The organism is Providencia sp. 2.29 (assembly GCF_015832305.1).
GTDB classification, from domain to species: domain Bacteria; phylum Pseudomonadota; class Gammaproteobacteria; order Enterobacterales; family Enterobacteriaceae; genus Providencia; species Providencia stuartii.
The window spans coordinates 2110463-2127397 of the sequence record NZ_CP065420.1 but is presented as its reverse complement, the minus strand read 5'-3'; the positions used below and the strand labels follow the sequence as shown (position 1 = coordinate 2127397).

19 protein-coding genes are annotated in these 16935 nt (G+C 36.9%); 11 read left to right on the top strand and 8 right to left on the bottom strand.

The window, feature by feature from the left end:
- Nucleotides 1-87: 87 nt before the first annotated feature.
- Together yidA and brnQ are read left to right on the top strand one after the other, a co-directional pair.
- Nucleotides 88-903 carry a sugar-phosphatase gene (yidA, locus tag I3B46_RS09735; protein WP_004920710.1) on the top strand — a complete coding sequence of 272 codons (816 nt, stop codon included), beginning with the start codon at nucleotides 88-90 and terminating at the stop codon, nucleotides 901-903.
- 214 nt (nucleotides 904-1117) lie between these two features.
- Nucleotides 1118-2449, top strand: coding sequence for a branched-chain amino acid transport system II carrier protein (gene brnQ / locus I3B46_RS09730; RefSeq protein ID WP_163762036.1), 1332 nt, complete (start codon nucleotides 1118-1120; stop codon nucleotides 2447-2449).
- A gap of 26 nt (nucleotides 2450-2475) precedes the next feature.
- Here brnQ and yddG read toward each other — a convergent pair whose 3' ends face one another.
- Nucleotides 2476-3384, bottom strand: a complete 909-nt coding sequence (gene yddG / locus I3B46_RS09725) for an aromatic amino acid DMT transporter YddG (protein ID WP_104873536.1) — start codon at nucleotides 3382-3384, stop codon at nucleotides 2476-2478.
- A gap of 183 nt (nucleotides 3385-3567) precedes the next feature.
- Entirely contained in the window at nucleotides 3568-5025 is a 1458-nt protein-coding gene (locus I3B46_RS09720) for an alanine/glycine:cation symporter family protein (RefSeq protein WP_004920719.1), read from the bottom strand.
- A 651-nt stretch (nucleotides 5026-5676) separates the two neighbouring features.
- Between I3B46_RS09720 and I3B46_RS09715 the strand changes: the two genes are divergently transcribed.
- Together I3B46_RS09715 and I3B46_RS09710 are read left to right on the top strand one after the other, a co-directional pair.
- The gene (locus I3B46_RS09715) at nucleotides 5677-5913 is read left to right on the top strand and encodes a DinI-like family protein (RefSeq protein ID WP_004920724.1); all 237 of its coding nucleotides are present in this window, start codon (nucleotides 5677-5679) and stop codon (nucleotides 5911-5913) included.
- 360 nt (nucleotides 5914-6273) lie between these two features.
- Nucleotides 6274-6648 (top strand): hypothetical protein, encoded by a 375-nt coding sequence (locus I3B46_RS09710; RefSeq protein WP_004920727.1) that lies wholly within the window; start codon nucleotides 6274-6276, stop codon nucleotides 6646-6648.
- A 67-nt stretch (nucleotides 6649-6715) separates the two neighbouring features.
- Here I3B46_RS09710 and I3B46_RS09705 read toward each other — a convergent pair whose 3' ends face one another.
- Nucleotides 6716-7090, bottom strand: a complete 375-nt coding sequence (locus I3B46_RS09705) for a hypothetical protein (RefSeq protein WP_014656135.1) — start codon at nucleotides 7088-7090, stop codon at nucleotides 6716-6718.
- Between the two features lie 336 nt (nucleotides 7091-7426).
- On the opposite strand from I3B46_RS09705, the gene I3B46_RS09700 reads away from it, so the two are divergent.
- Together I3B46_RS09700 and I3B46_RS22395 are read left to right on the top strand one after the other, a co-directional pair.
- On the top strand, nucleotides 7427-7648 hold the full coding sequence (locus I3B46_RS09700) for a hypothetical protein (RefSeq protein WP_004920733.1): 222 nt from the start codon (nucleotides 7427-7429) through the stop codon (nucleotides 7646-7648).
- Nucleotides 7649-7954: 306 nt separating this feature from the next.
- Complete coding sequence (locus I3B46_RS22395) at nucleotides 7955-8311, top strand: hypothetical protein (RefSeq protein WP_004920739.1); 357 nt, start codon at nucleotides 7955-7957, stop codon at nucleotides 8309-8311.
- 63 nt (nucleotides 8312-8374) lie between these two features.
- On the opposite strand, the gene I3B46_RS09690 is transcribed toward I3B46_RS22395, so the two are convergent.
- The gene (locus I3B46_RS09690; RefSeq protein WP_014656136.1) at nucleotides 8375-8878 is read right to left on the bottom strand and encodes a DUF1543 domain-containing protein; all 504 of its coding nucleotides are present in this window, start codon (nucleotides 8876-8878) and stop codon (nucleotides 8375-8377) included.
- A 266-nt stretch (nucleotides 8879-9144) separates the two neighbouring features.
- On the opposite strand from I3B46_RS09690, the gene I3B46_RS09685 reads away from it, so the two are divergent.
- Entirely contained in the window at nucleotides 9145-10296 is a 1152-nt protein-coding gene (locus I3B46_RS09685) for a pyridoxal phosphate-dependent aminotransferase (RefSeq protein ID WP_040133232.1), read from the top strand.
- A 51-nt stretch (nucleotides 10297-10347) separates the two neighbouring features.
- On the opposite strand, the gene I3B46_RS09680 is transcribed toward I3B46_RS09685, so the two are convergent.
- Nucleotides 10348-10692: a DMT family protein gene (locus I3B46_RS09680; RefSeq protein WP_036943916.1), complete on the bottom strand. Its 345-nt coding sequence runs from the start codon at nucleotides 10690-10692 to the stop codon at nucleotides 10348-10350.
- Between the two features lie 162 nt (nucleotides 10693-10854).
- Here I3B46_RS09680 and I3B46_RS09675 point away from each other — a divergent pair, with 162 nt between their 5' ends.
- Nucleotides 10855-11340: an N-acetyltransferase gene (locus I3B46_RS09675; protein ID WP_104873537.1), complete on the top strand. Its 486-nt coding sequence runs from the start codon at nucleotides 10855-10857 to the stop codon at nucleotides 11338-11340.
- A 127-nt stretch (nucleotides 11341-11467) separates the two neighbouring features.
- Nucleotides 11468-12250 carry a class I SAM-dependent methyltransferase gene (locus I3B46_RS09670; RefSeq protein ID WP_053109926.1) on the top strand — a complete coding sequence of 261 codons (783 nt, stop codon included), beginning with the start codon at nucleotides 11468-11470 and terminating at the stop codon, nucleotides 12248-12250.
- Here the strand turns inward: I3B46_RS09670 and I3B46_RS09665 are convergent.
- Together I3B46_RS09665 and I3B46_RS09660 are read right to left on the bottom strand one after the other, a co-directional pair.
- Nucleotides 12247-12693 carry a hypothetical protein gene (locus tag I3B46_RS09665; protein WP_041704994.1) on the bottom strand — a complete coding sequence of 149 codons (447 nt, stop codon included), beginning with the start codon at nucleotides 12691-12693 and terminating at the stop codon, nucleotides 12247-12249. The two genes, I3B46_RS09670 and I3B46_RS09665, sit on opposite strands and share 4 nt — an antisense overlap.
- Before the next feature lie 149 nt (nucleotides 12694-12842).
- Entirely contained in the window at nucleotides 12843-13181 is a 339-nt protein-coding gene (locus I3B46_RS09660; RefSeq protein WP_004920759.1) for a GlpM family protein, read from the bottom strand.
- Nucleotides 13182-13542: 361 nt separating this feature from the next.
- On the opposite strand from I3B46_RS09660, the gene I3B46_RS09655 reads away from it, so the two are divergent.
- Together I3B46_RS09655 and I3B46_RS09650 are read left to right on the top strand one after the other, a co-directional pair.
- Entirely contained in the window at nucleotides 13543-15180 is a 1638-nt protein-coding gene (locus tag I3B46_RS09655) for a methyl-accepting chemotaxis protein (RefSeq protein WP_036940590.1), read from the top strand.
- Between the two features lie 144 nt (nucleotides 15181-15324).
- The gene (locus I3B46_RS09650; RefSeq protein WP_014656144.1) at nucleotides 15325-16167 is read left to right on the top strand and encodes an MBL fold metallo-hydrolase; all 843 of its coding nucleotides are present in this window, start codon (nucleotides 15325-15327) and stop codon (nucleotides 16165-16167) included.
- A 149-nt stretch (nucleotides 16168-16316) separates the two neighbouring features.
- Here I3B46_RS09650 and I3B46_RS09645 read toward each other — a convergent pair whose 3' ends face one another.
- The gene (locus tag I3B46_RS09645; RefSeq protein ID WP_004920765.1) at nucleotides 16317-16706 is read right to left on the bottom strand and encodes a nuclear transport factor 2 family protein; all 390 of its coding nucleotides are present in this window, start codon (nucleotides 16704-16706) and stop codon (nucleotides 16317-16319) included.
- Between the last annotated feature and the right edge of the window lie 229 nt (nucleotides 16707-16935).

The window sequence follows — 16935 nt, the reverse complement described above, 5'->3', positions numbered from 1 at the left end:
TCTCGTTATTGCTCTTTTTTAGCTAATTTACATTTTGTGTAAATAGAGTAAGGTATTTCAATAAAACATCATTAACCGGAGGCGTTGATGTCTATCAAACTGGTAGCGATTGATTTAGATGGCACTTTACTCAACTCTCAACACCAAATCACCCCTGCTGTTAAAGAGGCGGTTATTCAGGCAAAAAATAAAGGTGTCCGTGTCGTACTTGCATCTGGGCGGCCATTTTCTGGGATCTTCCCCTACCTTCAAGAACTTGGGCTAGATAATGCATCAGATTATTGCATCAGCAATAATGGTAGTGTGATACATCAAGCCAATGATGGTACCCATTTAATTGAAAACCTTCTCGATTTTGAGGATTACCAATATTTTGTTTCTCTCGCTAACGATGTTGGTGTGCATATGCATGCACTTGCACAAAACACCATGTTCACCGCCAACCGTCACATTAGCCATTACACCGTCCATGATGCTTATTTGACAAATACTCCACTCGTATATTGTCCAGCAAACGAAATGGATCCCAGTCTCAAATTTACTAAAGTGATGATGATAGACCAGCCTGAAAAGCTGAGCGTTGGGATCAGTTATATTCCTGAAGATACTTTTGAAAGTTATTCTCTCATAAAAACCAGTCCTTACTTTTTAGAAATCTCCAGTAAAACGGCAAGTAAAGGCGCAGCACTACAGCTAATTTGTGAAAAACTCGGCATTACACCTGATAAAGTCATGAGTATTGGCGATCAAAATAATGATATACAAATGCTGCAATACGCCAAATTTCCCGTCGCTATGGGAAATGCTATCGATAACGTTCGTGATATTGCAAAATTTGTCACTGCCACCAATAACGAAGACGGTGTCGCCGTTGCGCTAAATAAATTTATTAACCAACAATAATCTTTTTGGCAGTGATATTCACTGCCAATTAATCATATCTTACAGAATCAGACTACTTGTTTACCCATTCCCTTCCCTATTTCCCTACATCCAAAAGCCAAATGGATGACTAAAACCTTACTTAGCTTTCTAAATTTGATACTATCTGCCCCCTTAAAAATACTGTAATACTAAAATATTCATTGCAAAATATACATTACAAACAGGTAGTAACATGTTTTCGACTAAAGATATGGTAATTCTTGGGATGATGGTCTTCGCGCTATTTTTAGGCGCAGGAAACATTATTTTCCCTCCTATGGCAGGCTACCAATCGGGTACAGATTGGTTCAGCACATCGCTTGGCTTTATTATTACGGGTGTTATCCTGCCCTTTATGACTCTGGTTACCGTCGCCGTTAAAGGCCGTGGTGAGCGCCTGTCTGTGGATTTACCTAAGTGGGTTGCTGTCATTTTTTGGGTGGCGCTATACTTAATTGTAGGTTCAACCTTTGCGATGCCAAGGGTGACAAATACGGCTTTTGAAATGGGCTTCATTCCATTAGGTTTCATTGAAAAAAGCACCACCTCACACCTTACCTTTGCCTTGATTTTTAACGTGTGCTCTTTGTTCTTTATGCTTAAACAAGGCACGATGATCAGCGCAATCGGCAAGTTTATGACCCCAGCCTTGCTTATTCTATTGGTTGTGGTCGGGATCGCTGTGGTGGCAGAGCCATTATCTCCGATTAATGCACCAGTAAAACAATATGCCGATTATGCCTTTTTTGGTGGGGTAATTGATGGTTATCAAACCATGGACGTGCTATCTGCCATGGCCTTTGGTGGGATTGTCGCTCGTGCTTTAGCATCAAAAAATATCACTCAGCCTCGCCAAGTGGCTTTTATGACCATCAAAGCAGGCTTAATCTCTGTTAGCTTACTCGCTGCACTCTATATTTGCTTATTCTATCTTGGCGCAACCAGTGAACTTGTAGCCAATACAGCAACCAATGGTGGTCAAATATTCTCACGTTACGTGGATACATTATTCGGCTCAATTGGCACATGGATCATGTGTGGGATTGTCTTATTAGCTAGCATGACAACCCTTGTTGGCGTAACGAGTGCTTGTGCTGACTACTTTGCGACTTTCCACCATCGCTTAGGTTACCGTTTTTGGGTGGTCTTTTTCACATTGCTGACCACCATTGTCTCTACTTTCGGCCTAGACACATTATTAAGAGTGACTATTCCTGCGCTATTAATGATCTACCCATCTTCGGTCACCATTGTATTCCTGCAATTTGCAAGACGTTATATGGCTGCACCAAGAGTCACTTACGGTATTACTATCGCTGTTATCGTCTTTATGAGCCTATTAGATACATTAAATAATATGACGTTGCTAAGTGATAATGTGAAGGGCTTCCTTGTTTCAAACTTACCACTATTTGAACAAGGTATGGGCTGGTTGATACCGGGTGTTATCGCTTTCATAATTTCACTGTTTGTTGGCAACCTCTTTTGCAACAAAACCGTGCAATTAACCGATGAAAAAGCATAATTAATTACCAACGATAGCGCCCTACTTTATTGGGCGCTTTTTACCTTAGATGGCCGCCGAGTTGCAAGAAAGCAGATAATCGACCCAAGAGTTACCATTACCACTCCTTGCCAAAAACCTAATGTCAGCGCAGTGCTTAATAGAATTGACGAAAACGCCGTTGATATGACAGGTGTAAAGTAAGATAACGTACCTAATAAAGCGACATTGCCTCGGATCACAGCGAGCGTCCATAACGCATTCGCACCGCCTGTTGCTAAGGATGCCACTAACAGCAATGTGATACTGTGCCATGAAATATTGAATTGCTTATTAGGTTCAAACACAAAAAGTATCCATAACCCTATCGCAGTGAGTAGAAAAAATAGCACCATTCCATTATGCCCCCCAGAAATACGCTTAGTCACATTGCTATATAACGCCCAGAGGACAGCTCCAATAAAAACGAGTAAATAACTTAATGGGTTACTTGAAATATTATCCGCAATTGCCGCAACTGAAATAGGTTGATCACCCGAAATGACCCATATTAACCCAGCAAATGCTAACAGTAGCCCAATACCAAGCAATAGAGTAAACCGCTGGCGATTAAACAAAACAGCTAATGCTATCGTAAAGCTGGGCCATAAATAATTCACCATCCCTAATTCAATAGCCTGTTGTCGGTCTTTTGCCAACCCCAGAGCTAATACAAAACACATTTCATAACTAACAAAGAGTAATGTTCCCCAAATTAAGTAGCGCTTAGGATAAGCACGAATTTTGGGAAACCCCATAAATACAACCAGAATGGCAGTACCAAGGCTATAAATTAATGCGGCTCCACCAACAGCACCAAAGTTTTCACTCGCACTTCGCACTAAACCAACAATCGTACTCCACAGTAAAATAGAGACTACGCCATAAAATGTTGCTGCATGTTGCCCTAATTTCATTGTTTACTCAATTTAACCATTAGTTTTGAATTTATGAGAAAAACCTTAAAGCTCAGCCTATTAGAAAGCAAGTATTATTGATAACCTTTATTAAATTGAGTGAAAATGGGCTAGCTGACATCGGCGTCAATAAGAGGGAAATAAGAGCCAGCCAGAATGACATGACTCTTATTTTTATGATGATTAAATAGATTTTTGCTTATCCCACTGGGCTACATTTTCCTTATCCCAAATCCCCTCTTCTACCTGCGTTTTTAATTCAGGGTGCTGAGCAATATCAAATGTAGGAATTTTTCCTGCTTTCCTTTGCAAGTTATAATCTTTGGTTAATTTAAACGCGATACCAGACAGTAGCAAGATGGCAATTAAATTAGTAATTGCCATCAGCCCCATCGATAAATCCGCCATTTTCCATATCAATGGCATCTCGGCTAAGGCACCAAACATCACCATGCCTAATGCAGCTAGGCGCAAGATAAGCAAACCTGCGGTGTGATTATTTTCTAAGAATATCATATTGCTCTCTGCGTAAGCATAGTTGGCAATAATTGAAGTGAATGCAAAGAAAAAGATTGCGATTGCGATAAAGGTTGAACCCCAACTTCCCACAACAGATGACAAGGCCTGCTGCGTTAATTCAATTCCGCTGATTTTATCCATTGGGTTTTCAAGTACACCAGACGAGAGAATAATGATCGCCGTCGCACTGCAAATAACAATCGTATCCATAAAAACACCCAGCATTTGCACATAACCTTGTGAAGCAGGATGTGGGGGATATGGAGCGGCAGAAGCGGCTGCATTCGGTGCAGACCCCATCCCCGCTTCATTCGAAAATAACCCGCGCTGGATACCTTGAGTCATCGCTTGAGCAACACCGTAACCAATTGCCCCCCCTGCCGCTTCCTGTAACCCAAAAGCGTTGCGGATAATCATCATAAAGACGTCAGGTAAGCGTTCAATATGATGTCCAAGTACCCAAAATGCTAGCAGTAAATAAGCCAATGCCATAATAGGAACGATTAGCTCAGCAACCTTTGCAATTGATTTTAATCCGCCAAAAATAACAACACCACTCATCACCACAAGCGCAATGCCAACATATAGAGGGTTAAAATCAAATGCTACAGCAGTTGCTTGTGCAATTGAGTTTGCTTGAACGGCATTGAATACCAATCCAAATGCAATAATTAAAAAGATGGAAAATAACACGCCCATCCAACGGCGGTTTAATCCTTTTTGCATATAGTAGGCAGGACCGCCTCGATAATTTCCTTGGTCATCTTTTGTTTTGTACAATTGAGCGAGGGTTGATTCAATAAATGAGGTTGCCATCCCTAACATCGCAACCACCCACATCCAAAAAATGGCTCCAGGGCCTCCTGCCGTTATCGCAATGGCAACACCGGTTAAGTTCCCTGTTCCCACCCGAGCCGCTAAGCTGGTACACAATGCTTGAAAAGACGATATCCCTGCTTTATCGGCTTGATTACTATTTTTTAAAACACCAAACATATGACCAAAATGGCGAAACTGAATAAATCCTGTACGAAGTGTAAAGTAAACACCTACGCCAAGTAATAAATAGATGAGGAGCGACCCCCAAACAATGTCGTTTAGATAATTTACGATTTCTACCAAACCATTCCCCTTACTTTATTATATGTAAATAAAGATCGCTGTATAATTAATGATAATCTTTGTAATGTTTCATCTCACCAAGCACCCTTTCGATTATAAGAAACCAATCCCTAAACGTGCACAATGAAATACAAAACAAAGAGTCATAAAACTATATTTTTTTATCTTCCGTGTAAAACATTTTTTAAGTTTAAATTTTGAGATTGATATTTGTTATATAAATACCTAATATAAAGATGTGTGCTAGATAATATTTTTGATTTAAAATCAACAAATTGCACTCACAACAAGAGTGAACTCATAAAGTTAATCATTTGATTTTATGATATTATCGCTTTATTCACCAACTTGGTTATATAATAATCAAAATCTTATATTATTCCCTTTTATAAATACATATTTCTTTATTATTAATAATTCCTGCTCTACTAATAAAATGAATAATTTAATTTCACCAACATATTCAGTTTATTATTCAATAAATTTATTGCCTTATATTAAGGGTGAATACCCTCAAACTGTTTATTAAATAAGCAAATAGAACATTTAAAAAAAACATCGTAAAAAGAATATTGAAAAATGATTATTGCTTCTATTTATACATCACCATAAAATTTACAATTAAATCGAAACCCTATTTAAGGTTAAAAAATGAAAATCACCATTAAAATCTCTGATGATGCTGTATCCCAAAGCCTTTATGACGCATTTGCTTCAGAACTAAGAGCAAGGGTATTAGAAGTTTATCCAGGTAGCGATCTCTATATTATTCATGATACTGGAGCAACTACATTTGAAACTTCTGGTTTTCATGATGACAAAGAAGCTCATATCGTTCTTCATGAATTAGTTGAAGACGTTCTCCATCATGGGCATTGGTCAAAATAATTATTCGCCTATGTTTTAGCCAGCCTTTACTTATATTCATTAAATTAAAGGCTGGTTACTCTCTCCTCCTCCATCTCTCCATAATGGCAATTGCTGATCAAGATCATATTTGTTACAAATAAGCTAATCTTAGTCACAAAACCGCTTTTCTTATTACCGTTGTATGATAAATTATATAACGTAATTTTCATTTACATTGCTTTTGCTCAATATGGCAGCCAGTGTTTTTACTGGCTCTTTTTTTGTTTCAAAATGCGAAATAATACTTAGGACACCCTCTTTTCGGCCTATTCTGCTATAGTCTCTGTCTATTATCCGATAAAGTTAAAATTCATTTAGTGTAAAACTAGAGGTACTGCCATGAAACGTCTTTTACTTGCTGTATGCTTTACACCGATTATCGCACTAGGCGCTAATGAACCACTAAATATTAGCCAAACTGCCATTGATTATTGTGATATTACAGGCCAAACACTCAATGATGCCTATCGTTCAGATAAAAGCAGCAACGAATTAGCAGCAGATGCACTTACTCAGCTAAAAAGTAAAAATGTTGATCTCGCTAAATTAGAGACAAACGAAGCTGATTTACAAAAGAACTTGGCTGTTGTCATTAAAACCATCCGCGATAATAAAGGTAGCTTTAAGAGCCAGGACGAATTCGCGAAATCGCTAAATGACTCAATCTCCGCTTGCAAAATCCAAACTGAGCTTCTGTTGAACAAAACGAAATAAGCATCAATCTATAAAAATGTACCCAGTCTCTATCGAAACTGGGCACATTCTATTATCTCATGAGCTGTTATGGTTGCTCTTTTTGGCATATCGTCTTGATAGAGGCCTGAATGTCCTCGTTATCGCTCAACAATAACTGATTCTTTCCTGAAAATTGCCCGTCACGAATATCAATATTAGCAACAAAAAGTAGTGCACGACCATCATTACCGACCTGATATGTGCCGCATACGCCTACACTTTCACCTTCTTTGTATTGATTCCGCTTAACAACCTTAACGTCATTGAAGTTCACTGGTTGCTGTGAGGCGAGTTTATTTTCGACCAATTGCTGAGCCATTTTTTGAATGTCGGAGTCATGAATTGCTGTAACATATTGATATACAAAGCCAGCAATAATAATCAAAATGACGATAAACAGTTTGGTTTTTATACGTTTCAATACATAATCCTTCTTGGCATTTAGCTAGTCAGACTAATTATAACGATATTAACTTGTTTTATGTGAACAAAATGAGCCAAGTTCGCTAAAATTTGATTTATTGGTGAATACAACAAGCGTGTTCTATAAGCCGTTATTAAGGATATCTTATCTTTTATTAATTAACTTATAATATTGTCAATTTAATTAATTTTTCATTCAATATGATATTCCATCACATTAATTTGATATTTAATTTTTATATTTTTTCATTATTCATTAATAAAAAAAACGTTTTCTAATTTCACTCATAATATTATAATTGAGAAATGATTATCATTTAAATATGGGAATAGAATGAAAGAGAGGATCGTAAAAAATCTTGTTGAGCTTACTTATGGTACTAACAACGATGTAAAAATAGCGGCAATTAATGCTTTAGGTGATTATAAATGTTCAATCGAGCAAGAAGACGCTATTGATAGATTGTTAGTTTTATGTGACGATTATAATAAAGAGATTGCCGTCGCTTCAATTAGTTCATTGAGTAAATTAGCGAAGTTTTTCTCTGATCTATAACGGTAGCATGCCATAACCAATTTAACCCGTACCAATCAACATAAAAATTACTTATAAATCAATTAATTGCAATTGAAAGAAGAAGCGTATTCAAAATACCAATATTTTTATTACGTATTACTGCCTATAAAAAATAAAAATAGTTACTTTATTTTAAAGATCAATACAACTTTTTTTCATTGTGAAGGAAATAAGAGTAGTTAGTGATGAAACTATGATATATCTCTTTATTTAGGTAAATAACATTGAAATAATAAATAAAAGAGCCAAAATAATTATTAGTCGGTACCCAACAGGAGTATAAATATGAATTATTTAAAGCCTCTTTTTATTTCAGCAAGTTTATTTGCCATTAGCTTTTCTTCTTTCGCATATAACGATAATAATTATTGTGATGGTGCTTGGCATAAAAATGGTTATCACAATCAGCAACAATATAATGACCGCCCTTGTGATAATAACCGTCACTACAACGGTTCTGGCCGTCACTATGGTCGCCATAATGGAGCAATGCAATATTCAACGTCAATTCAGACAACTCAGCCAGATGAGACCCTGAAAAAAATTGCAGCTGATGCGCCAAAGGGAGAAAGTGGTAAACAATACGTTGTTCGAGTCTCCGTTATTGAAATTTCAAACAATAATACCCCTCAACAGCGATAAACGAATTAGGGCAGTTAACACTGCCCTACAACTCACATCATCAAACGACCTACGAGATAAAAATCATATACCGATAGGCTGATAGCCTTGCCATTCAGGCTTAAAATGCTCACCGTCTGGCTGAGGGATAAGGTGAATATAATAATTGCCAATTTGATCCAATAAGAGACAATCATCAACATCCTTTAAATTGTCTTTATGCTGCTGTTGGCAATTAACTAATAATGCATTAATCGCTTTTTGCTTTGCTTCCGCCGCCGATTCAGCAACGAATAGATCAAACTCATGCAGTTCGGCCAGAGTAGATGGCTGATACCCTCCAACATTAATAAAGTATAGCCGCTGTGTCGTTAAAGAAGGCTCCTGATGTAGTTCGATTTTAAATCCATCCACCCAATTAATCGTTGCATAGCCGTCGATATGGATCTTATCCTTATCGCCAAACCAAGCTTCCCGCAATGCAGGCCAAGCATCTGTCGGTTTTTCGGCTACAACGAATTGAATATCATGAACTTCTATATTTGACTTCCCTGCATTGCCACCAACATAAAACATAAATAACTTCATTTTATCATCCAAATTATTATACAACCCTCGATATGTAATTCATTATACAACCATTGATGTATGAAAAGAAATTTTTTATCACAACAAACCATAAATTCTGAGTGATTATTTATATTTATCAATATATTAAAGTAATAATTAACCTGTATTTTGCTTAAAGTCCGATCTTAACAAAATGAATAAATAATCACTTGTGATAAATAATTATTTACAACAAATCTATTTTCAGTAATCTAATGATTACTATTTTTTTGCAAGGAAACACCATGGATCGTCGTTCTTTTCTAAAAACAAGCTCAGCCATTATGGGCGGATTAGCTGTAAACTCTCTTTTCAATCAAGCTGTTGCGGAAACAAAAACGCAATTTTTGCTTGATGCGCAACACCCTTTGCTGCTTAATTTTAATGAAAATTCACTCGGCATGTCGCCAAAAGCAAAAGATGCCGTTATTGCCGCTCTACCCGGTTCATTCCGCTATCCTGATGATGCTAGAGCTGACCTAATTGCAGCACTAGGTAAACACTATGCCTTGACCGACAAGCATGTCACATTGGGAAATGGCTCTTCAGAAACCATCCAAGCTGCTGTTGCGATGCTAGCAGCAAAAGCACGCCAACAAAATCAAGGACTTCAACTTATTACGCCCGACCCAACATTCAATTACGCCGAGTTATATACTCAATCATTTGCAGGTAAAATCACTAAAGTTCCGTTAAAAGAAGATTTGTCATTCGACCTAAAAAAAATGGAACAACTTGCTGATGAATTTGATGGGTTATCAATCATTTATATTTGTAACCCAAATAACCCAACGGCGATGATCACACCAGCAAGCGAATTAAGCGAATGGATGCATAAATCTTCAGATAAACAATTCTTCATCGTAGACGAAGCCTACGCTGAATTCGTTGAAGACCCGAAATTTATCAGTGCCATTGAGCTTGTGAAACAGGGTAAAAATAACCTTGTTGTCACTCGCACCTTTTCAAAGATTTTTGCGTTAGCAGGACTGCGTGTTGGTTACGGTATCGCAACCCCTGAAGTTATTGCTGCCATTGATGCGTTTTTACCTTTAGATAATACCAATACGGCTGGCGCCGTTGCCGCTCTTGCTTCTTTGCAGGATAAATCATTTATTGCATATAGTCTGAAATCCAATAACTTATCTAGAAAAATCGTTGAAACCGCATTAGATGAACTCGGTATTACCTATGCCCCTTCACAAGCGAATTTTATCTTTCATAAAGTTAAAGGTGATGTCAAAACATACCAAAAAAGAATGGCCGATGCGCACATTATGGTTGGACGTGAATTTCCACCAGCAATGGGTTGGAGCCGTTTAACGCTAGGAACCCCCGAAGAAATGGAGCAATTTGTTATTGTATTAAAACAGTTCCGCGAGAAAGGTTGGGTATAATCGCTCGTCTCTCCCCTATATTTAAGACAGGGGAGAGACATATTTAAGCCCTTAAAATGGGCCTTTGAAGATAAAAAAGGCGCCCGCAAAGATCAAAATAAAGCCAATAATATGGTTTATCGAAATACTCTCCCCAAGATAAAGCACAGAAAACACCACAAAGACACAAAGTGTGATAACTTCCTGCATCGTTTTTAATTCAGCTGCACTATAATATTGATGCCCTAGCCGATTGGCTGGAACCGCAAAGCAATATTCTACAAATGCAATTAACCAACTGAAAAAAATGATGCTATACAGTGGCTTATCTGTAAACTTTAAGTGTCCATACCATGCAAACATCATAAAAACATTCGAAATCACTAATAATAAAATAGGATAAGATTTAGCAAGCATTTTGGTTAACGTTGAGCAGATAATTTTGACCATTATGAGATCAAAACAAATAAAATTCATTAGAATTTATTTTTCACTCTCACTATCGACACTGCGGATCCTTATTGGTAAAACCACCTGCTATATTCATCAATAAATGAAGAGATTTTGAGGAATCGTATTATGATCCAGTACCGATTAATGGAAATAACGGATTGTGAAAAAGTTGCCCAATTGTTGCAAATTAACGCACAATCACAAGGTGGTGGGTTATTAGGTGAGTACCCTTTAGGTAAAGTTAAAGGGATGTTTGCTAGCGCAAGTCATACCGTTGTAGCCTATGAAAATGAACATATTGTTGGCGTCGTTTTTAGTTTTAGCCCTCTCGCTAAAGCCCTCCCTGCATTGGCGCAATATATCACCCAACACTTTGCCCCCATTATAGAAAATAATTGGTTTTACGGTCCCGTATGTATTGATACTGCATATCGAGGGAAAAGTATTCTTAAATCCCTGTATGACACGATATGTGCTAAACAGACCGGTCAACCCGTCGCATTTATTAATAGTAGTAACATACGCTCTTTAAAAGCACATCAGAAATTAGGTATGCAGAAAATTGCTGAATTTACCTTCGAGCATGTTCTCTACTATTTAGTTAAACCATAAACCATCATAGCGCTACAGTTCCATTTTCCACAATACCCCCATCAAATGTACCAATTAGTACATTTTTGTTTTCATTCCTCGTTTCTTACGTTACATTAGTAAAATAATGTTTTGAGGAGTTCTTTTTATGACTGATTTTTTAGCTGCTAATCAAAAAGCATGGGATAAGCAAGCTTTACTGCAACAGCCTTGGTCAATTCCCGTTGACTCTCCGACCATTGCAAAAGCAAAACAAGGTGAATGGCAAGTTCATTTGACGCCTTCGCCATTACCTAAAGCGTGGCTTGGCGATATAAAAGGGAAAAAAATTCTATGTCTAGCCTCAGCAGGAGGGCAACAAGCCCCTGTTTTATCTGCTGCTGGTGCTGATGTCACTGTTTTTGACCTATCAGATAAACAATTAGAACAAGATAGACAAGTTGCTATTCGTGAGAATTTAAAACTAGAAACTATCCAAGGTGATATGCGAGATCTACACGTATTCCCAGATAACCACTTTGATCTCATTTTCCACCCTATTTCTAATCTTTATATACCGGATGTAAATCCTGTTTGGCGTGAATGTCATCGTGTTTTAAATACACATGGCAGACTACTATCCAGCTTTTTTAACCCAATCGTTTTTGTCGGTGACCGTGACCCACAATATAAGGAGCAACAAATAATTAAGCCGACTTATAAAATGCCTTTTTCTGAAATAGAGGCATTAACCCAGGAACAAATCCACTTGAAACAGCAAAATCAAGAAGCTTTTGTTTTTGGTCATTCATTAACCGATTTAATTGGTGGACAAATAAAGGCCGGTTTTCAGCTCGCTGGGTTTTATGAAGATTGGCAACCTAACCCTCGATTTGTTATTGACCATTACCTGCCGACTTTTTTAGCGACATTTGCGATTAAAACCGCCTAGTCATTTAGAAATGATGAAAGCTGATTTTTTGATAAATCAGCCTGCTTGTTTGGCTGGCAATATTTTTCCCATACAAATTCAAATTGTTCTATTGGGATAATGTCATCAATTTCTTCAACAAAAGGAATGGATACCATCGTGTTACCTGACGCATTTTTATGGGAGCGCACGATAAACCGTTTAAAGCCATAGGGTAACTCATTTTTAAACCCAAATACTTCACCACAATAATAACCCGTTTCTTCACCATCCTGGGTTTTATTCAGCACATGGTAATTAACATTTCGATACTTAGCCGCCGTTGGGTAAGCGAGAAAATCTTCTACTGAGTTTTCAATTTTCTTTTTAGTGTCGAATTCTGATACTTGAGCGATATTCGTCATAATACCCGCAATATAAGCACCACCAACCATAAGCAACAGAACTAGGCTTCTTAATAACATTTTTACCACAGCGATTTTTTATAAAACGTACCTAATTACTATATTGAAATTGTAACAAAATGCGACAAATAAGTGAGCGCAGAATGAATTATTTACATTAAAATATAATTATTCCTGATAAGGAGACATATAACACTGTCTTTTGTGAATTATTGATACATTCTCCAGAGGTAGATCAATATCGCCGCTGAGAGACACCAGACAACCGTCGCAGACCCTAAACAAAACCACGCTGAAAATTTTGTGGCGAGCCAATAGACTGTCAGTAAATACAATAGATATGGAATTAATGACCATATACCAAATAATGCGGTCTTACGTAGTGCTAATGCTCCCTGCTCTTGAACAATGATCACATGGGCGATCAAGGCAAATGTTGGGAACAAAGGTACTAAACCTGCTATATAAAATGTCTTACTTTTTGATAGTAAAGCAATAATTAAAACGGCTAATGCCCCTAATGAACACTTTAAGAACAATGAAAGCATAGTGGTATCTTATTATTTAATAACATTAACAGTTATATTATCTCTAAATATAAAAAAGTAATCAGTTATTTTTTTGCTTAGGTATATTGCTGTGCCGCCAAAAAATAATCATTATGAAACAATAAGTTAATTTCAATTCCCTCGATTAATCCCTCGTTATATTTCGGTTAGCATTCAGTTTGAATATAAAGTATACGCATTTCCTGCCGATACCATTAGGGAATACCTACACCTGACTTCTGTATGACCACCATAAGGTGTGTAGCAAATCACTTAGCGATTTGATCATCACCTTATATCAAATAAGTCGTTTATTTGTACGTGTTGAAACATGTTACCGACAGTATGTAAGGAAATAATAATGATGTTCGCGACTTCACAAAAAACTGATTCCCCTTTTTCCCGGTTCTCATTTTCAGGTCTTAAAACAACAACTCTCATTTGGATATTATCTGGATTACTGATCCTACTATTACTCTCTTCATGTTGGTTATTTTTTAGTTATCTTAAAAATTATCAAACGGCACTAGAAAGACTAGATGATATTTATCAAGAGCAGTCTGCACTAAATGATACATGGCAATCTCTTTTACAGGCTCGAAATACCTTAAATAGAGCCAGCTCAAGACATTTGTTAGTGATAAACAAAATGCAAACTGCTAATACTGATATTGATAGTTTAGTTCAACAATTTCAGGAGAAGATGAATAAAACCGAATCACAATGGGCAACTTTTACAGAATTAACACAAAATAAAAACGAATTAGCATTTAATGAGTTACAACAAAGCTATACTCAATTACATTCAGCGTTAATGGAACTATCTCTATTTTTAGTTCAAGGAAAAACTTATGAATTCTTAAATCAACCTACACAAGGTTTTCAAGATACTTTCGAACAAAATTTCAATTATTATCATCAGCAGTTAAATCAGGGTTATCATGATATCACCGCGGCAAGCGAAGAATTGTATCGCAAAAGTCTGATTGGTATTATCGCGGTGATCATTAGCCTAACATTGGTAACCTTACTCGTACGTTTAGTTCTACAACATTTATTTATTCGCCCTCTTAATCAAGTCATTGATGGCATAGAAAAAGTCAGTCAAGGGGTCCTTCACCATCATTTTGACAATAAAGGGTTAGCAGAAATTAAACTGTTGAAACAGCATGTTTCGAATATGCAGAGTAAGTTAATTAATATCGTCAAAAATATCTATTCTAATACCCATACTATCAAAGATGAGATCGGTGATATCACTCAAATGAATCAGGACCTATCTATTCGTGCAGATCAACAAGCTGCTGCTATTGTGGAAACGGCTGCAAGTATAGAGGAATTAGATTCATCCTTTAAACTTAATAGCGCCCATACTCATGAATCCTGCCAACTAATGGCACAGAACGGCATTACTATTGATAAGAGTAGTGAACTTATTTCTGACGTCGTTGAGAACATGGATGATATCGTCGATTTCTCTAAAGAGATCAGCAAAATCACATCAACCATTGATAATATTGCCTTTCAAACTAATTTATTGGCTTTAAATGCCGCAGTAGAGGCCGCCCGAGTTGGCGAGCATGGCAAAGGTTTTGCTGTTGTTGCAAATGAGGTACGTGAGCTGTCGATGAGCTGTAATCAAGCATCTAAAGAAATCAAAGTGCTGATTGATAATTCAAATGAAAAAATTCATCACTGCTTCCAATTAGCCGCTGATGCTAACGATAATATTGTGGCTATCGCAAGAAGTACCGCTAATATTAATGAAATGATACAGAACATCTCGCATGCGTCTAATGAGCAGACTCATGGTGTTGGACAAATCCATATTGCAATTAATGAACTCGATAACACCACCCAAGCGAATGCGGCAATGACGAAAGAATTGCAAGGTTCATTACAATCCTTAAAAACTCAGTCTGAATTACTTGAGGAGATCATTGCGACCTTTCACATTGAACCTACCTCTACGCCAACCAAATCGCATAACCAAGAATAAGCCATACTCGTCCAAACAAGGTAGTTACTCAGTAACTGCCTTTACGACTGTCTAGAAAAGCATTTTTAATTGGATATTCATTGCTTTTTGTCTGATATAACAGTAAGACTAATTAGCTATTCACCAATTAAATAATGAGTAAAAATGACAATAAAAATATCTGTACTTGTTGATAACAATACCCTTATCGATAGCTACTTTTGTGGTGAGCCAGGTGTTTGCTACCATATCGAAGCTGATGGCCATAAAATTCTTTTTGACACTGGTTACTCCGATATTTTTATCGATAACGCACACACATTAGGGATAGACCTTGCTACGATCACTGATTTAGCCCTGTCTCACGGACATAACGACCATACATGGGGACTAAATCATTTAATACAGCACTACGATAGACGTAATTGCTATTTTCCACAAAAGATCCGCTTGATTTACCATCCAGATGCACTTCTTCCAAAGCAATTTGACACCAAAGTGATTGGTGCCAATATACCTAAAGATGTATTAAAGGCTTATTTTGATAACTATGAAACAGATAAGCCGTTTTACCTTTCCGACAATGTTATATTCTTAGGGCAGATCCCGAGAAATAATACTTTTGAAGGGAAAGAACCTATTGGAACGACGATTAATGCAGACCATCAAACTATTGATGACTATGTTTGGGACGATAGTGCATTGGCAATAAAAACCACGGAAGGGTTGATTATAGTTACCGGATGTTCGCATTCAGGTATTTGCAATATTGTTGAATATGCAAAACAAGTGACAAAAATAGATAAGATAGTGACAGTCATCGGCGGTTTCCATTTACAAGAAGCCTCTGATGAGGTTTTAAATCAAACTGGGCACTATTTTAGCCAACTTAATGTCGATCAAATACATCCCTGCCATTGTACGGATTTAGCGGCTAAAATTCATCTTTCCAAGTTTGCAGCCATTAAAGAAGTTGGCGTTGGATTAGTGTTAACTTACCCTTCATAATTAAATCAAATTGAGTGACGATAAAAATCTTTTTCGTCACTCTTTATGTTTTTCAGCGAAATAACAGTAAAAAAGTCACCATTGCAACATGGCGTTAACATGATTGACTTATTTTCAATGTTTTTAGTAAATTAATGATAGTGCTATAATTAAACTCGAGAGCCAAGGTCACCATCTGCTTTTTCACCAGCAATCATGCGTGTTAATTCTTCACAACGCACGATTTTCCCTTCAGATAAATGGAAGCAGGCAAATACTTCAAATTCACTGACATCGCCGCTCTTTTTCTCAGCATGTGCAATATGTTGGGTATGTACACAGTCTTGCCCTTCGGCAATGGATTTTATGGTAATACTAATATTATTCGTGGCCTCTTTTAATACCTTAAGATGCGCAACAAATTCTTCATAATTAATTTTTTTACCGTCGACAATTTGTATGTAGTTTGGCGAAAAATATTGTTCAATCACTTCCACTGAACCAATCTCTTTGCCAAGCACATCCGTTAGAGCTTGTTCAACAAATTTTATCTTATTCATTCTTCATCCCATTTAGTTTATATATCATGATTTGATAGATATCTTGGCATCGACGTATTATTTCAAGCTTACCTTTAAAAAATTATCATAAAATGCCTAGAAACAGATAAAAAGTGCGAACAAAAGCCGACAAAAAATATTTTATTGTTTATGGTTTTTAGCCTTTTGCGGAAGGATGATATAATAATTCGTCTCACACATTTATTTGAGGGTAAACAGTCGGTTCTAT